Origin of the sequence: Streptomyces clavifer, assembly GCF_036345975.1 — a bacterium.
In the GTDB taxonomy this organism is placed as follows: domain Bacteria; phylum Actinomycetota; class Actinomycetes; order Streptomycetales; family Streptomycetaceae; genus Streptomyces; species Streptomyces clavifer.
Map to the genome: position 1 here is coordinate 2,672,539 of NZ_CP107793.1, position 23,892 is coordinate 2,696,430.

16 protein-coding genes are annotated in these 23,892 nt (G+C 73.6%); 10 read left to right on the forward strand and 6 right to left on the reverse strand.

Annotation, left to right across the window (positions count from 1 at the left end):
- The first annotated feature begins 55 nt into the window (after positions 1–55).
- The 6 genes from OG927_RS11480 to OG927_RS11505 all read left to right on the forward strand — a co-directional run bounded on the left by OG927_RS11480 (position 56) and on the right by OG927_RS11505 (position 8,386).
- On the forward strand, positions 56–3,256 hold the full coding sequence (locus tag OG927_RS11480; RefSeq protein WP_330320105.1) for an adenylate/guanylate cyclase domain-containing protein: 3,201 nt from the start codon (positions 56–58) through the stop codon (positions 3,254–3,256).
- 3 nt (positions 3,257–3,259) lie between these two features.
- Positions 3,260–4,138: a S8 family peptidase gene (locus tag OG927_RS11485; RefSeq protein ID WP_056797966.1), complete on the forward strand. Its 879-nt coding sequence runs from the start codon at positions 3,260–3,262 to the stop codon at positions 4,136–4,138.
- Complete coding sequence (locus OG927_RS11490) at positions 4,119–4,724, forward strand: GAF domain-containing protein (protein ID WP_056797970.1); 606 nt, start codon at positions 4,119–4,121, stop codon at positions 4,722–4,724. Before OG927_RS11485 ends, OG927_RS11490 begins: the two co-directional genes overlap by 20 nt.
- A 108-nt stretch (positions 4,725–4,832) precedes the next feature.
- Positions 4,833–5,621, forward strand: coding sequence for a sugar phosphate isomerase/epimerase family protein (locus tag OG927_RS11495; RefSeq protein ID WP_124282266.1), 789 nt, complete (start codon positions 4,833–4,835; stop codon positions 5,619–5,621).
- A gap of 200 nt (positions 5,622–5,821) precedes the next feature.
- A complete protein-coding gene (locus OG927_RS11500; protein ID WP_056797978.1) occupies positions 5,822–7,660 on the forward strand; it encodes a glycoside hydrolase family 3 protein in 1,839 nt (612 codons plus the stop codon).
- A gap of 111 nt (positions 7,661–7,771) precedes the next feature.
- Positions 7,772–8,386 (forward strand): hypothetical protein, encoded by a 615-nt coding sequence (locus OG927_RS11505; protein WP_330320106.1) that lies wholly within the window; start codon positions 7,772–7,774, stop codon positions 8,384–8,386.
- A 110-nt stretch (positions 8,387–8,496) separates the two neighbouring features.
- Here the strand turns inward: OG927_RS11505 and OG927_RS11510 are convergent, their stop codons facing one another.
- The 6 genes from OG927_RS11510 to OG927_RS11535 all read right to left on the reverse strand — a co-directional run bounded on the left by OG927_RS11510 (position 8,497) and on the right by OG927_RS11535 (position 19,095).
- Positions 8,497–9,981: a S28 family serine protease gene (locus tag OG927_RS11510; RefSeq protein WP_330320107.1), complete on the reverse strand. Its 1,485-nt coding sequence runs from the start codon at positions 9,979–9,981 to the stop codon at positions 8,497–8,499.
- Between the two features lie 77 nt (positions 9,982–10,058).
- Positions 10,059–10,484, reverse strand: a complete 426-nt coding sequence (locus OG927_RS11515) for a hypothetical protein (protein WP_245376797.1) — start codon at positions 10,482–10,484, stop codon at positions 10,059–10,061.
- 115 nt (positions 10,485–10,599) lie between these two features.
- A complete protein-coding gene (locus OG927_RS11520; RefSeq protein WP_319100344.1) occupies positions 10,600–14,382 on the reverse strand; it encodes an ABC transporter ATP-binding protein in 3,783 nt (1,260 codons plus the stop codon).
- 447 nt (positions 14,383–14,829) lie between these two features.
- The gene (locus tag OG927_RS11525) at positions 14,830–16,512 is read right to left on the reverse strand and encodes a thiamine pyrophosphate-binding protein (protein ID WP_330320108.1); all 1,683 of its coding nucleotides are present in this window, start codon (positions 16,510–16,512) and stop codon (positions 14,830–14,832) included.
- Positions 16,509–17,489 carry an agmatinase gene (speB, locus tag OG927_RS11530; RefSeq protein WP_124282261.1) on the reverse strand — a complete coding sequence of 327 codons (981 nt, stop codon included), beginning with the start codon at positions 17,487–17,489 and terminating at the stop codon, positions 16,509–16,511. The genes OG927_RS11525 and speB overlap by 4 nt, the downstream gene beginning before the upstream one ends.
- A gap of 115 nt (positions 17,490–17,604) precedes the next feature.
- Positions 17,605–19,095: a sodium:solute symporter gene (locus OG927_RS11535; protein WP_330320109.1), complete on the reverse strand. Its 1,491-nt coding sequence runs from the start codon at positions 19,093–19,095 to the stop codon at positions 17,605–17,607.
- A gap of 120 nt (positions 19,096–19,215) precedes the next feature.
- On the opposite strand from OG927_RS11535, the gene OG927_RS11540 reads away from it, so the two are divergent.
- The 4 genes from OG927_RS11540 (at position 19,216) to OG927_RS11555 (ending at position 23,889) form a co-directional block, all read left to right on the forward strand.
- Positions 19,216–20,667 (forward strand): PucR family transcriptional regulator, encoded by a 1,452-nt coding sequence (locus tag OG927_RS11540; RefSeq protein ID WP_330320110.1) that lies wholly within the window; start codon positions 19,216–19,218, stop codon positions 20,665–20,667.
- Between the two features lie 119 nt (positions 20,668–20,786).
- Complete coding sequence (locus OG927_RS11545; protein WP_056798000.1) at positions 20,787–21,065, forward strand: hypothetical protein; 279 nt, start codon at positions 20,787–20,789, stop codon at positions 21,063–21,065.
- Between the two features lie 196 nt (positions 21,066–21,261).
- A complete protein-coding gene (gene eccD / locus OG927_RS11550) occupies positions 21,262–22,602 on the forward strand; it encodes a type VII secretion integral membrane protein EccD (RefSeq protein ID WP_330321313.1) in 1,341 nt (446 codons plus the stop codon).
- Positions 22,603–22,713: 111 nt separating this feature from the next.
- Complete coding sequence (locus tag OG927_RS11555; protein WP_330320111.1) at positions 22,714–23,889, forward strand: MinD/ParA family ATP-binding protein; 1,176 nt, start codon at positions 22,714–22,716, stop codon at positions 23,887–23,889.
- Positions 23,890–23,892 lie beyond the last annotated feature (3 nt).

Consider the following 23,892-nt stretch of genomic DNA (forward strand, 5'->3'; position numbering starts at 1 on the left):
GCCGGCCGACGCCCCGCCGGGCAGCGCTGTCCGGTCCCGAAGTGAAGGACTCGTCATGACCTGCCCCTCGTGTCGTCAGGAGCTGCCGCCGGACGCCCGGTTCTGCTTCTCCTGCGGAACGCCGTGCGCCGTCGCCGTCGCGCCGGCCGACGACGAACGCAAGCCGGTGACGGTGCTCTTCTGCGACCTCGTCGGCTCCACGGCGCTGTCCGGCGTACTGGACCCGGAGACCCTGCGCACGGTGACACTGCGGTACTTCGAGGCGATGAGCGCGGAGATCGTGGCGCGGGGCGGCACCCCGGAGAAGTTCATCGGGGACGCCGTGATGGCGGTCTTCGGCGTTCCGGTGGTCCGGGAGGACGACGCCCGCCGCGCCCTGGCCGCGGCCCTGGGGATGCGGAACGCCCTGGCCCGTCTCAACGAGGAGCTGCACTCCACGCTCGGCATCCGGCTGGCCACCCGGATCGGTGTCAACACCGGCCAGGTGGTGGCCGGCGGTGACGCGACGGCCCGCCAGGCCCTGGTGTCCGGGGAGACCGTCAACATCGCCGCCCGCCTGGAGCAGAACGCGGGATCCGGCGAGATCCTCATCGGCCCGGACACCCTGTTCGCCGCGGGCCCGACGGTGTCGGCGGAGCCCACCGGGCCGCTCCGGCTGAAGGGCAAGCAGGACAGCGTGGACGCCTACCGGCTGCTCGCGCTGGGCACGGACGACCCGGAACAACTGCGCCGTTTCGACGTCCCGTTCGTCGGACGCCGTGCCGAACAGAACGCCTTGGACGCGGCCCTGGAGGACACCGTGACGAACGGAGGCGCGGGCCTTCTGCGGCTCACCGGGGAAGCGGGGGTCGGCAAGACCCGGCTGGTCAGGGAGTGGCTGCTGCGGCGCTCGGCCGAGGGCGTCCTCGCCTACGGTGCCGGACGGTGCCGCACCTACGGGGACCACGGCACGCTCACCCCCCTCGCCGACGCCCTCCGCTCCCTGCCCGCGTCCGGCGGGGCGCACCGGGACGAGGACGGGTCCGAGGGGGACGCGAGGGCCCTGCTCTCGGGGGGCCTGCTGCACGACGGCACACCGAACGCGCCCTTCGAGGACATGTGCGCCGCGCTGGCCACGGAGCTGCACCGGGCGGCCCGGAGCCGCCCGGTCCTCCTGGTCCTGGACGACTGGCACGCGGCGGCGCCCCTCCTCGTACGCACGGTGGAGCGTCTGACGAGCCGGGCGGGGCCCGCGGGGGTGCTGGTGGTGTGCGTGGGCCGTCCGGACGCGGCGGACGGCGGTCCCGGCCGGCCGGGCCGCGAGACGGGGCACCTCCAGCTCACCGGTCTGCCACCGGAGGACGCGGCCCTGCTCGCCGCCGGGCTGGCCGGCATCGACGGCCGGACGGGCCCGGTGGACGAGCGGCTCCTGGCCCGTGCCGAAGGCAATCCCCTCTACCTGGAACAGCTGTTGGTCGGTGACCGTACGGACGGGGCGGCGGCAGCCGGACAGCCGGACACCGATCTGCCGCCCACGCTCCAGGCCCTGCTCGGTGCCCGGATCGGGTCGCTGGCCAGGGCGGAGCGGAACATGGTCGACCTGGCGGCCGTGATCGGCCGGGAGTTCACCGCCGCGGAGCTGGTGCTGCTGGAGCTGTCCGCACGGGCCGCCGAGCAGCACGCGTCCGGCCCGGTGGCCGTCGGCCACCGCGCGCAGGACCTGCGGCGCGTCGAGGAGGCGCTGAGGGTGCTGGGCCGGCGGCGCCTGGTGGAGTCCGCCCCGCCGGCGGCGGACCTGGCCGCGTACCGGTTCAGCAGCGGGCTGGTGCACGAGGTGACGTACGCCTCGCTGTCCAAACGCTCCAAGGCGGACCGTCACGCCTGGGCGGCCGAGCTGCCCAGTGTGCTGCGGGCCGGGGACGGCGCCGTCGGGGGCCATCTGGAGCGCGCCCACCGCTACCGCGCCGACCTGGGACTGCTCGACGACCGCACCCGGCAGCTGCGGGACCGCGCCGCCACCGCACTGGGCCGGGCCGGGGCACAGGCCGCGGCCCGGGCCGACCTGCCCTGGGCACACAGCCTGCTGGAGCGGGCGGTGGACCTGGACCCCGCCGGTGCCTCATCGGTGCGGCGGCTCGGCGAGGTCCGGGTGGCGCTCGGGCACACCGAGGAAGGGGCCGAACTGCTGCGCCGGGTACGGGACCTGGAGTCCGCTCCGGTGGAGGCCGCGCACGCCCGGCTGGCCCTCGCGGTGCTGGACCCCCGGGGGGCCGGGCCGGGCCCCGCGGCCACGGCGCGGGCGGTGCTGCCGGTCTTCGAGGCGGCCGGGGACTCGGTCGGCCGGGCGCGGGCGCACCTCCGGCTCGCCCAGCAGCTCCAGCGGTCCGGCCGTCACGAGGAGGCGGAACGCGACCAGGCACGGGCCCTGGAGCACGCGGTGCTCGCCGGGGCGGAACCGGAGCGGGCCGCGGCCCTCGGGGCCATCGGGATCTCCTTGTGGCGCGGCCCGGTCCCCGCCGCCTCGGCGGTGACCCGCTGCCGGGCCCTGCTGGCGGCACACGGCGGGGGCAGGCCCACGGTCCGGCTCACTCTCAACTGCCCGCTGGCGGTGCTGTACGCGCTCCAGGACCGGCCCGCCGAGGCGCACGGCTGCCTGGCCGAGGCGGAGGCGCTGGCCCGGAAGCTCGGGTTCGCCGAGGCGGACGTCTTCCTGCCGGTGTTCCGGGCGGCGGTCGAGGCGCTGCTCGGCGACGGCTCCGCCGCGCTCGGCCTGCTGGCCCGGGCGGACGAGGCCGCCCGCCGCACCGGTGCGGCGGGGATGCGGACCGCCGTCGCGCTGGACGCGGCCCGGCTGGAGCTGGACGACGGCCGACCGCAGCGGGCGGCGTCCTGGATCGCCTCCGTCGGCGAGGCGTCGGACCTGAGCCACGCCGACGCGGTCGACCTGGAGGGCCTGCGGGGCCGGCTCGCGGCGGACCAGGGGCGTCCGGCCGAGGCCGCCGCCCACGCGGACCGGGCGGTCCGGGCCTCGCTGCTCACCGACTCCCCGCTGGTCCAGGCGACGGCCGAGCTGGACCGGGCCAGGACGCTGTTCGCACTCGGCAGGGGTGAGGACGCCCTGGTCTCCGCCCGGGCCGCCCGGGACCACTTCGCGAGCAAGGGGCACCTGCCGGGGGCCCGCCGGGCCGCCGGCCTCTCCCGGGACGGAACCCGGGACGTGACCGACGAGACCGGGGGCACGGCCGGGCCCATGGCCACGACGACGGAGAGGAGCTGACCGATGGGAACCACGGGAACGGCGACAGGGCTGGGACTGACCTGGAGCCTGCGGGGGCGCGGCCCCGAGGACGTGCCCGTACTGGCGGACGCGGGACCGCCGGGCGGTCTGCCCGCGGAACCCGCCACGGGGCGGGGCGTACGCGTGTGCGTGGTGGATTCGGGGGTGGAGCGCGACCATCCGCAGGTCGGGCCGCTCGCCGGGTCCTGGGTGGTGGTCAAGGACGGGGACACCGGCGAGATCACGGTCGAGCCGACGACCACCGGGGACACCTGCGGACACGGGACGGCGTGTGCGGGAATCATCCGCAGGACCGCCCCCGACTGCGAGATCCACAGCGTCCGGGTGCTCGGCGAGCGCTTCTCCGGGACGGGCGACGTCCTGATGGCCGGGCTGCGCTGGGCCGTGGAGCAACGCTTCGACGTGGTGAACCTGAGCCTGTCGACCACCCGCACCCGGTTCGCGCAGGAACTGCACAGCCTGGCCGACAGCGCCTACTTCGCCCGTACGGTCATCGTGGCCTCGGCCCACAACACCCCGGTGGAGAGCTTCCCCTGGCGGTTCGCCTCGGTGATCTCCGTCGGCAGCCACCAGGAGGACGACCCCGGGCTCCACCTGTACAACCCGGACCCCCCGGTGGAGTTCTTCGGACCCGGCCAGAACGTGTCCGTGCCGTGGCTGGGCGGCAGAACGATCCGCACCACCGGCAACAGCTTCGCCACGCCGTACGTCGCCGGGCTCTGCGCCCGCATCCTCTCCGCGCACCCCAAGGTGACGGTCTTCCAGCTCAAGAACGCCCTCTATCTGTCCGCGGCCAACGTGCACCAGGGCCCGCGTCCTTCCACAGCGGCAGGAGACACCCGTGACGACTCCGAGAACTGATTCCCCCCTCGCGTCCGCGGCCGCCCCGGCCGACGGCCCCCGGCGCGAGCTGCTCCAGTCCGTCGTCGACGTGGCACGCGCGATCTTCGGCGCCGCGGCCAGCTCGGTCTTCCTGCTCGACGAGGAGGCGGACGAGCTGGTCTTCCAGGCCGTCTCCGGGGAGGGCGAGGAGTTCCTCGTGGGCCGCCGCTTCCCCGCCGGGCGCGGCATCGCCGGCTGGGTGGTCACCTCGGGCGAGCCGATGGTGGTGGACGATCTGACCACCGACACGTCCTTCGACCGTTCGCTGGCCGAGTCCACCTCCTACGTGCCGAACGCGCTGATGGCGGCCCCGCTGATCAGCGAATCCCGGATCCTCGGGGTGCTGGAGGTGCTCGACCCGTCGCCCCAGGCCCGGTCGAGCGTGCGCGAGCTGGACCTGCTGGCGATGTTCGCCCGGCAGGCCGCCGCGGCCCTGCGGGTGATCACCCCGGAGCGTGCCCCGGACGGCCCGGCGGCCGGCGGCCGGGCTCTGGACGGAGCGCAGCGCGAGGACGCGCTGAGGCTGCTCGTTAGTCTTGAGCAGGTGCTGCGGGGCACCGGCTGAGCGCCCGCCCCGGCAGCCGCGCACAGGCGTGCCGGCCGGACCGGCGGGCAGGAGTCGGTGAGGGCGCCGTACCGGGCACCCGCAGCTGACCAGGGGAAGGACATATTCGTGAAGCTCGCTTTCTCGACCCTCGGAGTGCCGGGCCTGCCCGTGGCCGACGTGGTGCGGCTCGCCGCCGAACACGGGTACCAGGGCGTGGAGCTGCGCACCCACCCCGAGGAGCCCGTGCACCCGGGGCTCACCCCGGCCGAGCGGGCCGTGGTTGTCGAGGAGTTCAAGGGGGGCGGGGTCGAGATCCTGACCCTCGCCGGGTACGTGCGGGTCGCCGCCGAGGGTGACGACGCGCCCGTGCTGGCCGAGCTCGCCGAGCTGGTGGAGCTGGCCCGCGACCTGGGAGCGGCGCACGTCCGGGTGTTCCCGGGCGGCGGCGGCCAGGACCCGGCCGAGGCCGACGCGACGGCTGCCCGGCGGCTCGGCGCCGCGGCTCCGCACGCCGCCGACATGGGCGTACGGATCCTCCTGGAGACCCACGACTCGCACCGCGCCGGGGCCGACGTGGCCCGGGTGGTGGGCACGGTCGGGCACGGCCGGATCGGTGCGCTCTGGGACGTCATGCACACCTGGCTCGCGGACGAGGAGCCCGCGGCCAGCCACGCGGTGCTCGCCCCGCACCTGGGATACGTACAGGTGAAGGACATCGCGTCGGCCGAGGACACCGCGCCGCTGGCCCTCGGTGACGGGGTGCTGCCGCTGAAGGCGTGCCTGGACGTGCTGGACGCCGACACCTGGGTGTGCTGGGAGTACGAGAAGCGCTGGCACCCCGGCGCTCCGGAGCTGCCGGGGCTGCTGGCGGCGGGGCGGGAGCACCTGCTGCGTCTGGGCGCGCCGAAGCAGTAGTCCTCGGACCCGGGCCGCCGCGGGCGGGGTGCGGCGGCTGCGGCTCCCGCCGTCGCGCGGCGGGGGCGTGGACCATGTCCGGGCATGTCCACCCGCCCTCCCGCGTGTCAGTCTTTCTCGGACGGCCCCCTTGACTGGTAGTTACTTTCCATATATCCGTACCTTCTTGGAAGTTTCTTTCAGTACCGGAAGGGGCTCACGTGCACCACCGCACCTCCAGACGCACCCTCCTCACCGCCACCGCGGTCACCGCCGCCGCGGCGGCGACCGGCGTCGTCGCCGTTCCCGGCGCCGCCCGGGCGGCCGGCACCTCCACGGACAGCCGCCTCAAGCGGCTCATCGCCCGGATGAGCCTGGAGGAGAAGGTCGGCCAGCTCTTCGTGATGCGGGTGTACGGGCACTCCGCCACCGCGCCCGACCAGGCGGACATCGACGCCAACCTCGACGAGATCGGGGTCCGCACGGCGGCCGAGCTGATCGCCAGGTACCACGTCGGCGGGATCATCTACTTCGCCTGGGCGCACAACACCCGTGACCCGCAGCAGATCGCCGGCCTCTCCAACGGCATCCAGCGCGCCGGGCTCGCCGGGCCGACCCCCGTCCCGCTGCTGATCTCCACGGACCAGGAACACGGCATCGTCTGCCGCGTCGGCGAGCCCGCCACGCTCCTGCCGGGCGCGATGGCCCTCGGCGCCGGCGGCTCGCGCTCCGCGGCGCGCGCGGCGGGCCGCATCGCGGGGGCGGAGCTGGCCGCCGTCGGGATCAGGCAGAACTACGCCCCGGTCGCCGACGTCAACGTCAACCCGGCCAACCCGGTCATCGGCGTACGCTCCTTCGGCTCCGACCCCGACGCGGTGGCCGGCATGGTCGCCGCCCAGGTGAAGGGCTATCAGGGCGCCGGTATCGCCGCCACGGCCAAGCACTTCCCCGGCCACGGCGACACCAGCACCGACAGCCACACCGGCCTGCCCTACATCCACCACACCCGCGAGCAGTGGGCCGAGCTGGACGCCCCGCCCTTCCGCGCCGCCGTCGCCGCGGGCATCGACTCGATCATGACGGCGCACATCGTGGTCCCGGCCCTGGACCCCTCGGAGGACCCGGCCACCCTGTCCCACCCGATCCTCACCGGCATCCTGCGCGAGGAGCTCGGCTACGACGGTGTCGTGGTCACCGACGCCCTCGGCATGGAGGGCGTCCGCACGAAGTACGGCGACGAGCGCGTCCCCGTGCTCGCGCTGCTGGCCGGCGTGGACCAGCTGCTCAACCCTCCGGACCTGTCGGTGGCGTGGAACGCCGTCCTGCAGGCGGTGAAGAGCGGCGAGATCAGTGTGGCCCGCATCGAGGAATCGATCCTGCGCATCCTGCGGCTGAAGACGAAGCTGGGGCTCTTCCGCGACCCCTACGTCACGGCCCGGGGCGTCGACCGCACCGTCGGCGTCCGCGCCCACCTGGCCGCCGCCGACCGGATCGCCGAGCACACGACCACCCTGCTCGCCAACAACGGCGCGCTGCTGCCGCTGTCCCGCAGGTCGCACCGGAACCTGCTCGTGGTCGGCGCCGACCCGGCCTCCCCGTCCGGCACGACGGGGCCGCCCACCACCACGCTCGCCGAGGCCTTCGGCGAGCTGGGGTTCACGGCGACCGCCCTGTCCACCGGCACGGCCCCCTCCCCGGCGAAGATCGCCGAGGCGGTGGCCGCCGCCCGGGACAAGGACGCCGTGGTCGTGGGCACGTACAACGTCTCGGCGACCAGCTCCCAGCGCACCCTGGTCGGCGCGCTCGCGGCGACGGGGGTGCCGGTGGTCACCGTGGCGATCCGCAATCCGTACGACATCGCCCACCTGGCCGGCACCGGTTACACCGCGAGTCTCGCCGCGTACTCCTGGACGGACGTCGAACTACGGGCCGCCGCCCGCGTGATCGCCGGGCGGGCCGACCCGGAGGGCAGGCTGCCGGTACCGGTCCAGCGCGCGGACACACCCACGCAGACGCTGTACCCGGTCGGCTACGGACTGTCGTACCGGACGTACGCCTGACAGTAGGCGGACAGGCGTCAAGAGGCGCAAAGCCCCCTGCGCACCTGGCGTGTACCCGCTCCGGCGGGTCACGCCGGGTGTACGTCTATACGGACGTATGGGGGGTCATTCATGGACGAGCGCCACGTATCGGCGGTGTGGCGCGCCCTGCTGTCCGCAGTGGCCGTACTGTTCCTGACCGCCTGCCAGCAGCCCGCGGACGGCGCGTCGGGCCCGGCCGCCGGCGGACCGCCGGAGAGCTCGGCGTCCACGGGCTACGGGGTGGTGTTCCTGGGGCCTGCCGACTGCAGTTCGCGCGGGGGCGTGGTCCGCGAGGTCTCGTGCGGCAGCGAGAAGGCCGCGGCCCGGGTGCTGGCGCGGCACACCGGTGCCCCCTCGGACGGGCCTGCTTGCCCGCCCCTGACTGACTTCGTCCTGCACATCTCGGGGAGCGGGCCTCCCGGCCGGGAGGCCGTGCCCAGCGGGTACGCGTGCATGCGCGCCCTGGAGTCCCCGCACCCGGGCGATCCCGGGCAGGGCGGCGGCCCTCGGACGATCGTCGGGGACTGCGTCTACGGCTCGCGCGAGGGCGAGGTCAGGGAGACGGCCTGCGACGGGTCGGGGAAGCGGCCACCCGCATTCGAGGTCCGCTCGGCGGTGCCGCGGCGCGCCCTGTGCCCGGAGACGACGGATCTCTTCGTCCATCTGGGCGGCGACCGGCCGGTGGGCTGCGCGCACCGGGTGTGAGGCACCCGGTGCGCGGTGGGGCGGGGCCTTCCGCCCGGATCCGGACGGAAGGCCCCGGGGTCCGGGCCGGGCGCACCGCGCACCCCGCCCGGACGCCAGGCACTGAGGCACTACGGCCTCAGCGTGCCCCCGTCGCGCTCCAGCTCCGCGTCCCGCTTGTCGAGGCGCGCGTCGAACTTCGCGAGCGGCTTCGCCTTGGCCGGGTCGGCCTCGACGGCCGCCGGGGCCACACCGGCCCAGCGCAGGATGGCCGCGGTGGCCTTCGCCTTCTCGTCGGCGACGAGCCCGGAGACCTTGGACCCGTGGTTGCCGCCCGGCACCGTGTAGACGTAGCTGTCACGGGCGCCCTTGCCGAGGCGGAAGGGCTCGGCACCCCACGGGTCGTTCTGCCCGTAGACGTACATCATGTTCCGGGCGTTGTTCCGCACCCAGCTGTCCACGTCCCGCATCGCCGAGGGCTGGAACTTCATCGGGATCGAGCGCGGGACGAAGGAGCGCGGCGCCTGGTAGCCGTAGCGGCTCAGGTCGCCCAGCCAGGGCTGGGCGATGTCGGGCGAACCGAGCTGGGTGCCCGCCTGGTAGTAGTACGGCGTGTACGCCTCCAGGCCCTGGTCGACGTAGGCGGAGAAGCCGGAGATGGCGTCGACCGAGTCCCAGATCTCCTCGTCGGTGGCGGACGGGGCGTCGGCCGGGAGCGCCTCGCAGTCGGCGACCAGGCTGTACTGCCAGAACGCCCAGACGTAGTCCATGACGACGGCCTCGTAGGCCTTGTCGAGCGAGCCGATGGTGTCGAAGGTGTAGCCGTTCTCGGCGGCGTACTCCTCGTACTTCCTCTCCAGCGGCTCGCGGCGGATCAGGGCCTCGCGCTGGACGCCGGCCAGCCGGTCGCGGCACTCCTCGGTGCCGACCCGCGCGAAGAACCGGTCGTACGCCGAGTCCTCCTTGTCGACCACGTCGTTGGGCGCGACGTAGGCGACGACGCCGTCCATGTCCTTCGGGTAGAAGCGCTCGAAGTAGGTGGCGGTCATGCCGCCCTTGGAGCCGCCGGTGGTCAGCCAGTTCTCCGAGTAGATCTTCTTCAGCGCGGTGAAGACCCGGTGCTGGTCGCTGGCCGCCTGCCAGATGTCGAGCTTCGACCAGTCTGCGGGCGACGGGCGCGACGGGGTGAAGAAACGGTACTCCAGGGAGACCTGGTTACCGTCGATGATCTGCGTCGGCTCGCTGCGGCTGGGATTGGTCGAGACGTGGTAGCCGCTGGTGAAGAAGACCGTCGGGCGGGTCGTGTCCTTGTGCAGCAGGGTGATCCGCTGCTGGAAGGTCCCCTTGGACGGCCTCTTGTGGTCGACCGGCTGGGTGTACTCGAGGACGAAGAAGCGGTAACCGGGGTACGGCTTCTCCTGGATCAGACTCATTCCCGGGATGGCCAGGATGCGGTCCTTGATGTCCTCGCTGCTGCTCTCACTGCTGCTGATGGAGCCGCTGCTCTGCTTCGCGACCGGTACTGCGGCGGTGGCCGCACCGGCCGAGGCTCCCGTCGCACTGACCGTGCCTATGAGCACCGCGAGCGACAGAACCCCTCTGAGCGCCTTGCGCATGCACCCTCCCCTTGATTCACGACAGACGCCGTGAACCTAGCGGGGGCAACACCTGCCACGCCAGACCCGGTTGGATCTCAGCACAGGATCCACCCGGTGGAGGCCGACACTCCGGCGACGGAACCGGACGCGCGGACGCAGCGGTTCAGGGCGTGGACCGTGACCGGTCCGGCCAGCTTGGTGAAGTTGCCGCTGTCGACGGCCGCCCCGCCGCCGCGCGGCTGCAACGACACCCGCATCGCGCGGCGCGCCCCCGGCTTCTTGGCGACGGTGACGGCGCACGCGTAGGCGCGGCTCTCGTAGATCCGCAGCGACCCGGTGGAGAACGTCACCTTCTTGACCAGCCGTCCGGAACAGGCCGATGCGGCGTGCGCCGGAGCCGCCCCGGAGGTGCCCAGGACCAGGCCGACCGCCCCGAGCAGCGACAGGACGAGCAGCCCGGAGCCCAGCCGTCCGGCGACGGACCCTCGCGGCGCTCCGGACGACCTCAGCGGTCTCACCATCCCGGCCACCCCGCCTGTTCGCTCGGACCTTCGGTCGTCGTACACACATACGCACGCATGTGCGTACGACGCGCGGGGCGGTCAGAAAGGTTCCCTCCGGCGGGGACCGCGGGCGTCACACGCCCGCCGGGGTGCCCTCCCCTATGTCCTCGCCTATGAAGGTGCGCCACAGCCGGGCGTACGTGCCGTCCCGGGCGAGCAGTTCGTCGTGCGTGCCGTCCTCGGCGACCCTGCCGTGGTCCATCACCACCACCCGGTCGGCACGGGCGGCCGTCGTCAGCCGGTGGGCGACGACGAGGGTGGTGCGGCGGCCGGTGAGCCGGTCGGTCGCCTGGTTGACCAGGGCCTCGCTGGCGAGGTCCAGCGAGGCGGTCGCCTCGTCGAGCAGCAGGATGTCCGGGTCGACCAGCTCGGCGCGGGCGAGGGCGATCAGCTGGCGCTGGCCGGCCGAGAGGTTGCGTCCGCGCTCGGCGACCTCGTGCAGGTAGCCCTCCTCCAGGGTGGCGATCATGTCGTGCGCCCCGACCGCCCGGGCCGCCGCCTCCACCTGCGCGTCGGTGGCTTCCGGCCGCCCGTAGGCGATGGCGTCGCGGACCGTCCCGGCGAAGAGGTAGGCCTCCTGCGGTACGACACCGAGCCGGTGCCGGTACGCGGTCATGTCGAGGGCGCGCAGATCCGTGCCGTCCACCGTGACCCGCCCGTCCGTCGGGTCGTAGAACCGGGCGACGAGCTTGACCAGGGTGGACTTGCCCGCACCCGTCTCGCCGACGAAGGCGACCGTCTGGCCGGCCGGGATCCGCAGATCGATGCCGGTGAGGGCCTCCTCCTTCACGGTCGCGTCGTCGAGCGATCCGTACGCGAACGACACGTCCTCGAACGCAATGTCGCCGTGCAGCGACGTCACGTCCCGGGGCCGGTCGTGGTCGGCCGTGGACGTCGGCTCGCGGAGCAGCTCCTGGATCCGGCCGAGCGAGACGGTGGCCTGCTGGTAGCCGTCGAAGACCTGGGACAGCTGCTGCACGGGGGCGAAGAACAGGTCGATGTAGAGCAGGTAGGCGACCAGGGCGCCCGTCGTCAGCGTGCCGTTGTCGACGCGGCCCGCACCGACGATCAGCACGGCGGCCGCCGCGACCGAGGCCAGCAGCTGGACGAACGGGAAGTAGACGGAGATCAGCCACTGCCCGCGCACACGGGCCTGGCGGTAGTGGTCGCTGCGCGCCGCGAACCGCTCGGCGCCGTCGTGCTCGCGGCGGAACGCCTGCACGATCCGCAGCCCGGAGACGGACTCCTGGAGGTCGGCGTTGACGACGCTGATGCGTTCCCGGGCGAGCTCGTACGCCGCGACGCTCCTGCGCCGGAAGAAGAACGTGCCCACGACCAGCACCGGAAGGGTCGCGAAGACGACCAGGGCCAGCTGGACGTCGAGGACGAGGAGCACGACCGTGATGCCGAAGAAGGTGACGACCGAGACGAAGGCGGTGACCAGGCCCGTCTGCAGGAAGGTGGACAGCGCGTCGACGTCCGTCGTCATCCGGGTCATGATCCGGCCGGACAGCTCACGCTCGTAGTAGTCGAGGCCGAGCCGCTGGAGCTGCGCGAAGATCTTGAGGCGCAGCGAGTAGAGGACGCGCTCGCCGGTGCGGCCCGTCATCCGGATCTCCCCGATCTGGGCCGCCCACTGGACGAGGACGGCCAGCAGACCGAGCCCCGCCGCCGCCCAGACGGCGCCGAGCGCCATCTGCGTGACGCCGTCGTCGATGCCGTGCCGGATCAGCACGGGCAGGAGCAGGCCCATGCCCGCGTCCACGGCGACCAGACCGAGGCTCGCCAGCAGCGGCAGCCCGAAGCCGCGCAGCAGCCTGCGCAGGCCGTACGACTCCTCCGGCCGGACGGCGCTCGCCTCGTCGACGGCGGGCGTGTCGGTGGCGGGCGGCAGCGCGTCGACCTGGGCGAGGAGCTCGGGGGTGGCGGGCATCCCGGCCGCCGCCGCGTCACGCGTCTCCTCCTTGCGGATCCACAGGCCGGGGGTGATGCCGCGTTCGGCGTCGAATTCGGCGTCCAGCTCCTCCTGGAGCACACGGTCGTCGTCCTCGGACACCTGGACCGTGACGGGCCGGTGGCCCGGCGAGGTGCCGCCGAGCTCGTCAGGGTCGGTGAGGAGCCGCCGGTAGAGCGCGGAGCGCTCCTCCAGCTCGGCGTGCGTGCCGATGTCCGCGAGCCGCCCCTTGTCGAGGACGGCGATGCGGTCGGCGAGGCCGAGGGTGGAGCGGCGGTGCGCTATCAGCAGGGTGGTGCGGCCGGCCATCACCTGGGCCAGTGCCTCGTGGATCTCGTGCTCCACCCGGGCGTCGACGGCGGAGGTGGCGTCGTCGAGGAGGAGGAGCCGGGGGTCGGTGAGGATGGCGCGGGCGAGCGCGACGCGCTGGCGCTGGCCGCCGGAGAGGGTCAGCCCGTGTTCGCCGACCTTGGTGTCGTACCCCTCGGGCAGCGCGGAGATGAAGCCGTGGGCCTGGGCGGCGCGTGCGGCCTTCTCGATCTGTTCCCGGGTGGCACCGGGGGCCCCGTACGCGATGTTGGCGCCGACCGACTCGGAGAAGAGGAAGCTGTCCTCCGGGACGAGTCCGATGGCGGCCCGGAGCGAGCCCTGGGTCAGCTCGCGGACGTCGTGCCCGCCGACCAGGACGGCGCCGTGCGTCACGTCGTAGAAGCGGGGCAGCAGGAGCGAGACGGTGGACTTGCCGCTGCCGGACGCGCCGACGACGGCGACGGTCTCGCCGGGCTCGATGGTGAGGGAGAAACCGTCCAGGACGGGGCGGTCCGCGTCGTAGCCGAAGCGGACGTCGTCGAACTCCACGCTCGCCGGGGCGTCGGCGGGGAGCTCCTTCGCGCCGTCCCGCATGGACGGCTCGGTGTCGATCAGCTCCAGGACGCGCTCCACTCCGGCGCGCGCCTGCTGTCCGACGGTGAGGACCATGGCGAGCATCCGGACGGGTCCGACGAGCTGGGCGAGATAGGTGGAGAAGGCGACGAACGTACCGAGGGTGATCTCACCGCGGGTGGCGAGCCAGCCGCCCAGCGCCAGCATGGCGACCTGGCCGAGGGCCGGGACGGACTGGAGGGCGGGGGTGTAGCGGGAGTTCAGCCGGACGGTGCGCAGCCGGCCCGCGAAGAGCTTGCGGCCGACCTCGCGGAGCTTGCCGGTCTCCTGCTCCTCCTGGCCGAAGCCCTTGACGACCCGCACCCCGGAGACGGCGCCGTCGACCACTCCGGCGACTGCGGCGGCCTGGCTCTGGGCGTACCAGGTGGCCGGGAAGAGGCGGGTGCGGGAGCGGCGGGCGATGAACCAGAGGGCGGGGGCGACGGCGAGGGCGACGAGGGTCAGGGGCAGCGACAGCCACGCCATGATCACCAGGGAGATGAGGAAGAGCAGGATGTTCCCGATGGTCATCGGGAGCATGAAGAGGAGCCCCTGGATCAGCTGCAGGTCGCTGGTGGCGCGCCCGACGACCTGCCCGGTGGACAGCTCGTCCTGCCGCTTCCCGTCCAGCCGGGTGAGCGTCGTGTAGATGTCGGTCCGCAGATCGTGCTGGACGTCGAGGGCGAGCCGGCCGCCGTAGTAGCGGCGGATGTACGTGGCGATGTAGACGAGGACGGCCGCCCCGATGAGCAGTCCGGTCCAGACGCCGAGGGAGCGGGTGTGGTCGACGACGACGTCGTCGATGATCACCTTGGTGATGAGCGGCACGAGGGCCATCACGGCCATGCCGGCGAGCGACGAGCCCAGGGCCAGCAGGACATTGCTCCGGTAGCGCCAGGCGTACCCGGTCAGCCTCCGGCCCCAGCCCGGGGGCTCCGTGTCCTCTCGCTCCGCGCCCTGTTCCGCGCCTCGCTCCTTCACGACCGCCACCCCGTGCCTCCCGTCCGCCCGCCTGACCTACCGCACGTCACCAACGCGCTCAGCTGCGGATTTCATCCCGCCGCAACAATTCTCGGTCCATGGTCGGAGACGAGGGGGTCGGTGGTCCCAGGACCGGACGGCAGCCGGCCGGGCTCCCCTCACTCGTGTACGGCCGCCGCACGGCGCCGGGGATCGCACAGACCGAGCGCGCGCGACGGGCGAAGACGACCCGGCCCCGGGTTTCCGCCCCGGCCGGCCTCGGCGGCTCTGCCGGCCGGGGCGGCGGATCGCTCCTCCGGCCCGGAGCTGGACGGCGACGACGTCCGGTGGCGTTCACCACCGGGGAGGCCGCGGACCCGGCTCGTTCCTCCCCGGGGCCCGGACCGGAGGCCGTGGGTGAGGCGCGCGCGGCGGCCGGGGGCCCGGCCCGGCCGCCGGCGGGGCCGGCTAGAGGTGCGTCGGCTCGAACATCTTCAGCAGCGCGGGAAGCACCACCACCGACGGCCCCGGAGCGGCCAGGGCCGTGCCCAGGTCGGCGGTCAGGGATTCCGGTGTCGTGCGGACCGCGGGGACACCGAAGGACTCGGCCAGGGCCACGAAGTCCGGCCGGGAGAGTTCCGTCGCCGTGGCCTCGCCGAAGGCGCCCGTCATGTATTCGCGCAGGATGCCGTAGCCGCCGTCGTCGACGATCAGCCAGGTGACGGGCAGGTCGTACTGCCGGGCGGTGGCGAGCTCGGCGATCGAGTACATTGCGCCGCCGTCCCCGGAGACCGCGAGGACCGGCTTCGTGGGGTCGGCCACCGCCGCGCCGAGCGCGGCCGGGAAGGCGTAGCCGAGGCCGCCCGCGCCCTGTGCCGAGTGCATCGTGTTCGGGTGGCGGGCGTCGAAGGCGGACCAGGCCCAGTAGGCCAGGATCGTCATGTCCCAGAAGCTGGGCGCGGCGTCGGGCAGTGCTTCACGGACGGATGCGAGCACCTGCTGTTCCAGGGTGAGGTCCTGGGCGGCGATCCGGTCGTGGACCGCTTCCAGCACCGCCCGGACGCGCTCGGCCGCGGTGCCGTCCGTGCGGGCCTCCACGGTGTCCAGGAGGTCGGAGAGGGCCTCGCGGGCATCGGAGTGGATACCGAGTGCGGGGTGGTTGGACTCCAGCTTCCCGGCTTCGGCCTCGATCTGGACGACCCGGCCGCGCGGGGCGAACGTGTGATAGTTCGAGGAGAGTTCGCCGAGCCCGGAGCCGACGACCAGTAGGACGTCCGCGTCCTCCAGGAAGTCCGTGGTGTGCCGGTCCTCCAGCCAGGACCGGAGCGAGAGCGGGTGCTCCCAGGGGAAGGCGCCCTTGCCGCCGAAGGTGGTGACGACGGGGGCGTCGATCTTCTCGGCGAGGGCGCGCAGCTTGCCGGCCGCGTCGGACCGTACGACGCCGCCGCCCGCGATGATCACGGGCCGTTCGGCGTGCGACAGCAGGTGGGCCGCGACGAGGGTGAGTTCCGGGCGCGGGTACACCTCGCGCGGGGTGGCGTCGAGGGCGCTGACGACCGGCAGCGCCGTCCCCGCGAGCAGGACGTCCTGCGGGATCTCCACCCAGACCGGCCCGTGCGGGGCGGTGAGCGCGGACTCCCAGGCGGCGGCGATCGCAGACGGGATCTGCGAGGGCGTGCGCACGGTGTGCACGGACTTCACGATGTCGCGGACCGACGCCTGCTGGTCGCGGAGCTCGTGCAGATAGCCGTGGCGTCCCCCTCCGAGTCCCGCGGTCGGGATCTGGCTGGACACCGCGAGCACGGGTGCGGACGCCGCCGCGGCCTCCTGGAGCGCGGCGAGCGAGGTCAGCGCGCCGGGCCCGGTGGAGAGGAGGAGCGGGGCGACCTCGCCGGTGATCCGGCCGTAGGCGTCGGCGGCGAAGCCCGCGTTGTTCTCGACGCGCAGGCCGACGTACGTGAGGGAGGAGCGGCGCAGTGCGTCGAACATGCCGAGCGCGTGCTGGCCGGGCAGCCCGAAGACGGTGGTGGCGCCGAGTCCCTGGAGGGTCTCGATCACGAGGTCGCCGCCGTTGCGCCCGGGCGGCGGCTTCAGTGCGGCCTCCGCCTGTGCGGCGGTGAGCTGCGGCCGGTCGTCGTGGTCGTGGCTCACTTGCCCCGTGCTCCCTTCGCCGCCGCGATCTGGCGGGCCATGATCGTCGTCAGCTCGTACGCCGTGTGGGAGGCGGCGACGGAGGTGATCTCCGCGTGATCGTACGCGGGGGCCACCTCGACCAGGTCGGCCGAGACCAGGTGGCAGGAGGAGAGGCCGCGCAGGATCTCCAGGAGCTCGCGCGAGGTGAGCCCGCCGGCCTCGGGGGTGCCGGTGCCGGGGGCGTGCGCCGGGTCCAGGACGTCGATGTCGATGGAGATGTAGAGCGGCCGGTCGCCGATGCGCTGCCGCAGCTGGTCGGCGATCTCGTCGACGCCGCGCCGCATGACGTCGGCGGAGGTGACGATGCCGAAGCCCATTCTGGCGTCGTCGGTGAGGTCCTGCTTGCCGTACAGCGGGCCCCGGGTGCCGACGTGGGAGAGGGCCTCGGTGTCGAGGATGCCCTCCTCGACGGCCCGGCGGAACGGGGTGCCGTGGGTGTACTCGGCGCCGAAGTAGGTGTCCCAGGTGTCCAGGTGGGCGTCGAAGTGGAGCAGGGCGACGGGGCCGTGCTTCTTGGCGACGGAGCGCAGCAGGGGCAGCGCGATGGTGTGGTCGCCGCCGAGCGTCATCAGACGGGCGCCGGTCGAGAGCAGGTCGTCCGCGGCGGCCTCGACCGTGTCGACGGCCTCGTTGATGTCGAACGGGTTCGCGGCGATGTCCCCCGCGTCGGCGACCTGGGCCAGGGCGAAGGGGTAGGCGTCCTGAGCCGGGTTGTAGGGGCGCAGGAGCCGGGATGCCTCACGGATGGCGTTGCCGCCGAAGCGGGCGCCGGGGCGGTAGGAGACGCCGCTGTCGAAGGGCACGCCGACGACGGCGACATCGGCGGAGCCGACCTCGTCGAGCCGGGGCAGCCGGGCGAACGTCGCGGGACCGGCGTACCGCGGGATGCGGGAGGAGTCGACGGGGCCGCGCGGCGATTCGTTGCTGCTGCTCATGGGTGCGGGTGCCTTTCGTTCGGGCTCTACGGGATGGTGCGCGCCTTGTGGGCGTTTGTACGTTAATCGAGGACCGCGGGGCGGGGGCCGGGGCCGACCGGCGCTGAGGGCGGGATCACGCCGGCCCGGCGCCCGAGGGCACCGGCGGGGCGGTGGCCGGGTCCGCGGCTCCGGACTCGTCCGCGCCGCGCCCCGCGAGCCGTTCGCGCCAGGCGGCCAGCACCGCGGCGTCCGTCGGCTTCGTGGCCAGCGAGACGATCACGTACACCGCGAGCGAGGACAGCAGCCCGTAGGTGACCGGCTCGTTGGCGAGGATCCCGTACGTCGCCATCAGCCCGATCACGGCGATCCCGCCGACGGAGACGGCGGCCAGTGCGCCCGCCGCCGTGCCCCGGCGCCAGAGGAGGCCGCCCAGGATCGGCACCAGCAGCCCGCCGACCAGCAGGTTGTACGCCACGGTCAGCGCCTCGACGACGTTGTTGAGCGCGATGGCGATGCCGATGACGGCGAGGCCCATGACGAGGATGAAGGCGCGGTTCCCCCGCACTTCGTCCCGTTCCCCGCCGCCCCCGGCGGCCACGCCCCGCAGCCGCGACCAGATGTCGTTGTTGGCGACGGTCGCGCAGGCGATCAGGGCTCCGGAGGAGGTGGACATCACCGCGGCGAGCGCGGCGGCCAGGACCAGTCCCCTGACGCCCACCGGCAGCTCGTCCTTGACGATGGTCGCGAAGGCCGCGTCGGCGCTGGGCAGCTTCGGGTACATGACCTTGGCCGCCGTGCCGATGACGGCCCCGGCGACCGCGTAGACCAGGCAGTACGTTCCGGCGACGGTGCCGCCCCAGCGTGCCGTCCGGTCGCTGCGGGCGGTGAACACCCGCTGCCAGATGTCCTGGCCGATCAGCATGCCGAAGGTGTAGATCAGGACGTAGGTGAAGATCGTCTCGCCGCCGATGCCCAGCGGGTCGAAGTACTCCGTGGGCAGTTTCGCCTTCATCTCGGCGAAGCCGCCGGCCTTGACGACCGCGATGGGCAGGAGCAGCAGCAGGACGCCGATCGTCTTGACGACGAACTGCACCATGTCCGTGAGCGTGATCGACCACATGCCGCCGAGCGTCGAGTACGCGACGACGATGGAGCCGCCCAGGACGATCGCGACGGTCCGGTTCATGTCGAACAGGACGTCGAAGATGGTCGCGTACGCGATCGTCGAGGTGACCGCCAGCATCAGCGTGTACGCCCACATGACGAGGCCGGAGATGATCCCGGCCCGGCCGCCGTAGCGCAGGTCGAGCATCTCGGAGACGGTGTAGACCTTCAGCCGGGCGATACGCGCCGAGAAGAAGACGGACAGCGCGAGCAGTCCGAGGCCGATCGTGAAGACCATCCAGGCGCCGGAGAGCCCGTACTGGTAGCCGAGGCCGACGCCGCCGATCGTGGAGGCCCCGCCGAGGACGATCGCGGCCATGGTGCCGGAGTACATCCAGGGGCCGAGGCGCCGGCCGGCGACCAGGAACTCGCTCTTGGACTTGGCGCGGCGCATGCCCCACCAGCCCATGGCCAGCATGCCGGCCAGATAGACGACGATCACCGCGTAGTCGACAGCCATGGGCTTCCTCCGTCTCGTCCCCCGCACAGCTCGTGCGTGGTGAAGACGGTAGGTGGCCGGAAGCCGACGCTGAAGTGTACGTTTCCTCCATTTCCGAAGCAGAAAATGGAGGAAACATCCATGACGGACTCCCCCGCCGGACCTCCGACCCCGCCGATCCCGCTGACCGAGCTGCTGGCCCGGGAGGAGCTGGGGCTGCGCAGGATCGCCGGACCGGACCGGGCGGACCTGCTGTGGGTGCACACCTCCGAGATGGCCGACCCGTATCCGTACCTGCTCGGGGGCGAGCTGCTGCTGAGCGCCGGGGTGCTGCTCACGGACGCGGAGACGGACGCGGACACGTATGTGGCCCGGCTGGTGGAGGCAGGGGCGGCGGCACTCGGATTCGGGGTGGCCCCGGTGCACGACACGGTGCCGGAGGCGCTGGTGGAGGCGTGCGACCGGCACGGGCTGCCGCTGCTGGAGGTCCCGCCGGGGACGCCCTTCACCGCGATCGCGCGCGCGGTCTGGCGCCTGATGGCGGAGGCCCGCCACCGCGAGCTGCGCCGGGTGACCCGCGCCCAGCAGGCCCTGGCGGCCGCCGCGGCCCGCCCCGACCCGGTGCCCGCGGTGCTGCACCAGCTCGCCGTGCAGCTGGAGGGCCGGGTGGTGCTGCTCACGGCGGAGGGCGGGGAGCTGCACGCGGCGGGCGGTCCGCCGCCCCGGGAGGAGCGGGCGGCCCTGGTCCAGCTGTCCCGGGTGGTGTCGACGGGCCGGCGGCCCTCCCCCGCCTCCGCGACCGACACCCTGGACGGCACCCAGCTCGCCGCCTACGCGCTGGACGGCGGCCAGGGCCTGGCGCTGGCCCTGGCGACCCCTCGGCGTGATCCCGGCGTCCACACCGTCGCAGGGATCGCCGTCGTCCTGCTCGCCCTGCTGACCGCCCCGCACCAGGGCGCGGACGCGGCGGGGCGCTCGGCGGCGCTCGTACGGGTGCTGCTGGGGGCGTCCCCGCAGGAGGTGGCCCCGCTCCTGGCCGACGACGGGGCCCTCTGGACGGTGGTCCATGCCCGCCGCGCGGACGGCAGGGCCCCGGACCGGCTCACCGCCGGAGCCCTCGGCGCCTCACTGGGCTCCCCCCTGGTCGACGCGGGCCCCGACACGGTGCGGGTCCTGCTCGCCGGCCCCGGCGGGGCTACGGCGCAGACGGGTTGGGTCCTCGGCGCCTCCGCCCCGTGCCCCGCCACGGCCCTGCCCGCCGCCGACACCGAGGCGGCCCGCGCCCTGGGCCGCGCGGAGGCGACTGACACCCCGCTGGCCACGCACCGCACGGGCACCGGCGGCCTGGCCGCGCTGATCCCCGCCGACCTGGCCGAGGCCCACGCCCGCGTGCTGCTGGCCCCGCTCACCGAGCCGCTGGCCGAGACGCTGCGCTGCTGGCTGAGCCTGCACGGCAGCTGGGACCGGACAGCCGTGGCCCTCAGGGTCCACCGCAACACGGTCCGCCAGCGCATCGCCCGGTGCGCGACGCTGCTGGAGAGGGACCTGGACGACATGGACGTGCGCACGGAGCTGTGGGTCGCGCTGCGTTGACGTCGCGCCGGGACCACAGGTGACGACCCATCATGTGCCGTGCACGGCACGCCCTGAGGTGTACCGCACCGAGCCGATGCCTTATGTTGCAGAGGCAAAGCAAGGGGGGCGGAGGCGCAATGGCACGGGACTACGACAGCCAACTGCTGGAATCGGTGGGAGTACGCCGCCGGCGCATGCGGGACGCACTCCTGTTCGGCGCGCAGCGGGCCCGGCGCACGGCGGACGAACGGCTCGGGAAGGCGTTCGCGGGGATCGCCGTCGCGGCCGTCCTGTGCGCGGGATGCGTGGGGTGGTCCTTCCTCCAGCACACGCTGGAGAAGCAGCAGGCGGAGCAGGGAAAGCAACAGCGCCAGGCCCAGGAGCACGGGCAGCCCGCACCGGAACCGACGGGATGACCCCCACCGAGGACGCTTCCGCACCTGGGGCGGAAAGCGGCACCCGCACCTGAGGCGGAAAGCGGCACCCGGTCTCCGACGACCGTGGCGGGCCCTCTCGCCGGAATGGCTGAAGGCCGACCGTACGACTAGGCACAGTTGGCCCGGAATCTCCCGACATCGCGATGATAGGTTGCCGTAAGTGGCGAGTACAGCAATGACGTCCCGGACGGAACTGAGCCGGGTGACCCTGGTCGGCGAGCGGCGTCGGGCCGACATCGTCCTGCCCTCCGACACACCCATCGGGCAATTGCTTCCGGACATCCTCCAGTTGCTCGACGACCGGGTGGCGTCGCGCCCGCTGACACGGCAGTTGCTGACGTCCGACGGGTCGGCGCTGCCGCACGACAGCACTCTCGCGTCGGCCGGGATATCCGACGGCGCCGTGCTCCGGCTCGTCAGAACCCATGCCGCACCGCCCGCCCCCGTGGTGCACGACGTCACCGACCAGGTGGCCGACGACCTCGATCTGCGGGCCTGGCGCTGGCGTCCTGCCGCGCGCCGGGCCAGTGCGGGTGCGGCGACCACCGTGTTCGCGGTGGTCGCGGCCGTGCTCGCCCGCCGGGAGTTCTCGCTCGGCGCCCTCGCCGGCACCCTCGCCCTGGTCACGTGCGTCCTCCTGGCGGCCGGTGCCCTCGCCGCCAGGACCGAGCAGGGCAACCGCGGGCTCGCGACCGCGCTGCTGTCCGTCTCCGGCGGCCTCGGCGTCCTCACCGCATGGACCGCGGCCGATGCGTACGACTGGGCGGGATCCGTGCGTCTGGCCGCCGTCGCGGGCGCGCTGGTGCTGACCCTGGTGCTGCTCGGATACTTCTCGCCGCTCGGCCGCGGCGGGCTGATCGGCGCTGCGGCGACCGCCTCGGTCACGGTGGTGTGGGAGTGCGTGGCCGCCGTCCAGCAGGACCCGGCCCGGCTCGGAGCCGCCATGGCGGTCCTCTCGGTGGTGCTGCTCGGTCTTCTGCCGAGGATCGCCCTGATGGCGTCCGGACTCACCGCACTCGACGACCGCCGCTCCGGAGGCGTCTCCGTCAGCCGTCACGAGGTGGGTAACGCCCTCGCCGCCACACACCGGGGGCTGGCCCTCGCGACCCTGGTCGTGGCGGGCTCGGCGGCTGCGGCGGGCTGGTTGCTGGTTTCGGCCGAGCAGCCGACCGTGTGGACGGTGGCGCTGGCTTCCGTCGTCGCCGTGGTGCTCCTGTCGAGGGCACGCGCGTTCCCGCTGGTCGTCGAGGTGGTGGCGCTCGTGGCCGCCGCCGGGGTCCTCCTGGTGCGCCTGATGATGCTGTGGATGCAGCATGCCGGGGGCGCGGGGGCGATCGCGGTACTCGGCGCGGCAGCGCTCGTGCCGCTGCTGGTGCTGGCGGTGGAACCGCCGGAGCACGTGCGGGTCCGGCTGCGGCGCACCGCGGATCTGGTCGAATCCATCGGCATGGTGGCGCTCTTCCCGCTCGCCGTAGGTGTGTTCGGCGTCTTCGGACAGCTGCTCAACAAGTTCTGAGTCCCGGACAGCTGCTCAACAAGTTCTGGTTCCCGGACAGCTGCTCAACAAGTTCCGGGTCAACGTGCGGGCGCTCCGCCGAGGGCGGCGCGGTGGAGGGGGAAGGCAGACATGCCGAACACGGACGACTGGCAGGGCGACGTGCTGCGCGACCTGAGGGGCGCTGCCGCGCCGGCCGGGCCGGGCGGCACCGGCCCGGCGCAGGGCGGCACGGGCGCGCCCGCGTCGGGGCCCGGCCAGCCTCCGCCCGGTGCCCGGCTGCCGGACGCCGCCCCTACGGTCCCCGCGCCCGGGCCTGCCGCCCAGCGGGACCGGGGACAGCCCTCGGCCGCACCCCACACCCCCGGCAGCAGGCCACCGCGTACCGCCCCCGACTCCCGGCCCGTGATGGATGAAGGCCTGGCCGGAGCGGTACGCAAGCCGCGGCACGGTGAGCCCCTCGCGTCACGGGCCGTGCGCGGTTTGCGCCGGATCGTTTCCTCGTCGGCGGCGCGCGAGGTCGCCGAGATCACCCGCACGGCCGAGCTGCTCCAGCAGCCCGTGACGACCGGCCGTCAGATCGCCGTCACCTCGATCAGGGGCGGCGCCGGCAAGTCGACCGTCGCCGCGCTGCTCGGCACCACGTACGCCCACTACCGGCAGGACCCGGTCCTGCTCGTCGAGGCGGACCCGGCGCTCGGCTCGCTGCCGCTGCGGCTCGGCGTCCGGTCGCTGCGCTGGACCACCGCTGACATGGCGGGCATCGTCGCACCCCAGATGTCCCTGCTCGACGTCACCGGCTATCTCGTCCAGCTCCCCGGCAACGCCTGGCTGCTGCCCGGCAGTCAGGGCCGGATCGGCGCGATGCTGGACGCCAGGGCGTACGAGCAGGTGATGGTCTCCCTGCGCCGCTACTTCGGTGTGACGGTCGTCGACTGCGAGACCCTGCCCGCCGAGGTGGCCCGGGTCGCGCTCTCCGCGTCGCAGGCCCGTGTACTGACCGCACCGGCCACGCTGGAAGGCATCGCGAGCACCCACAACGTGCTCGAGTGGATCCAGGCGCTGCCGCGCCACGTGATCGACGGCACCGTGGTCGTGCTCACCGAACAGACGCCCCACGCGGGGATCGACCTCGACAGGGCCACGCAGAAGCTCGCGTCCACCGGAGCGAGCGTCCAGGTCCTCCCGTTCGACCGTCACCTGGCCGCCGGCGGAGCGATCCGCACGGAACTGCTCGCTCACGCGACACGGCAGGCCGTCACCCGCCTCGCCGCGGACGTCTTCCAACTGTCGCAGAAGCGTCGCTGACCC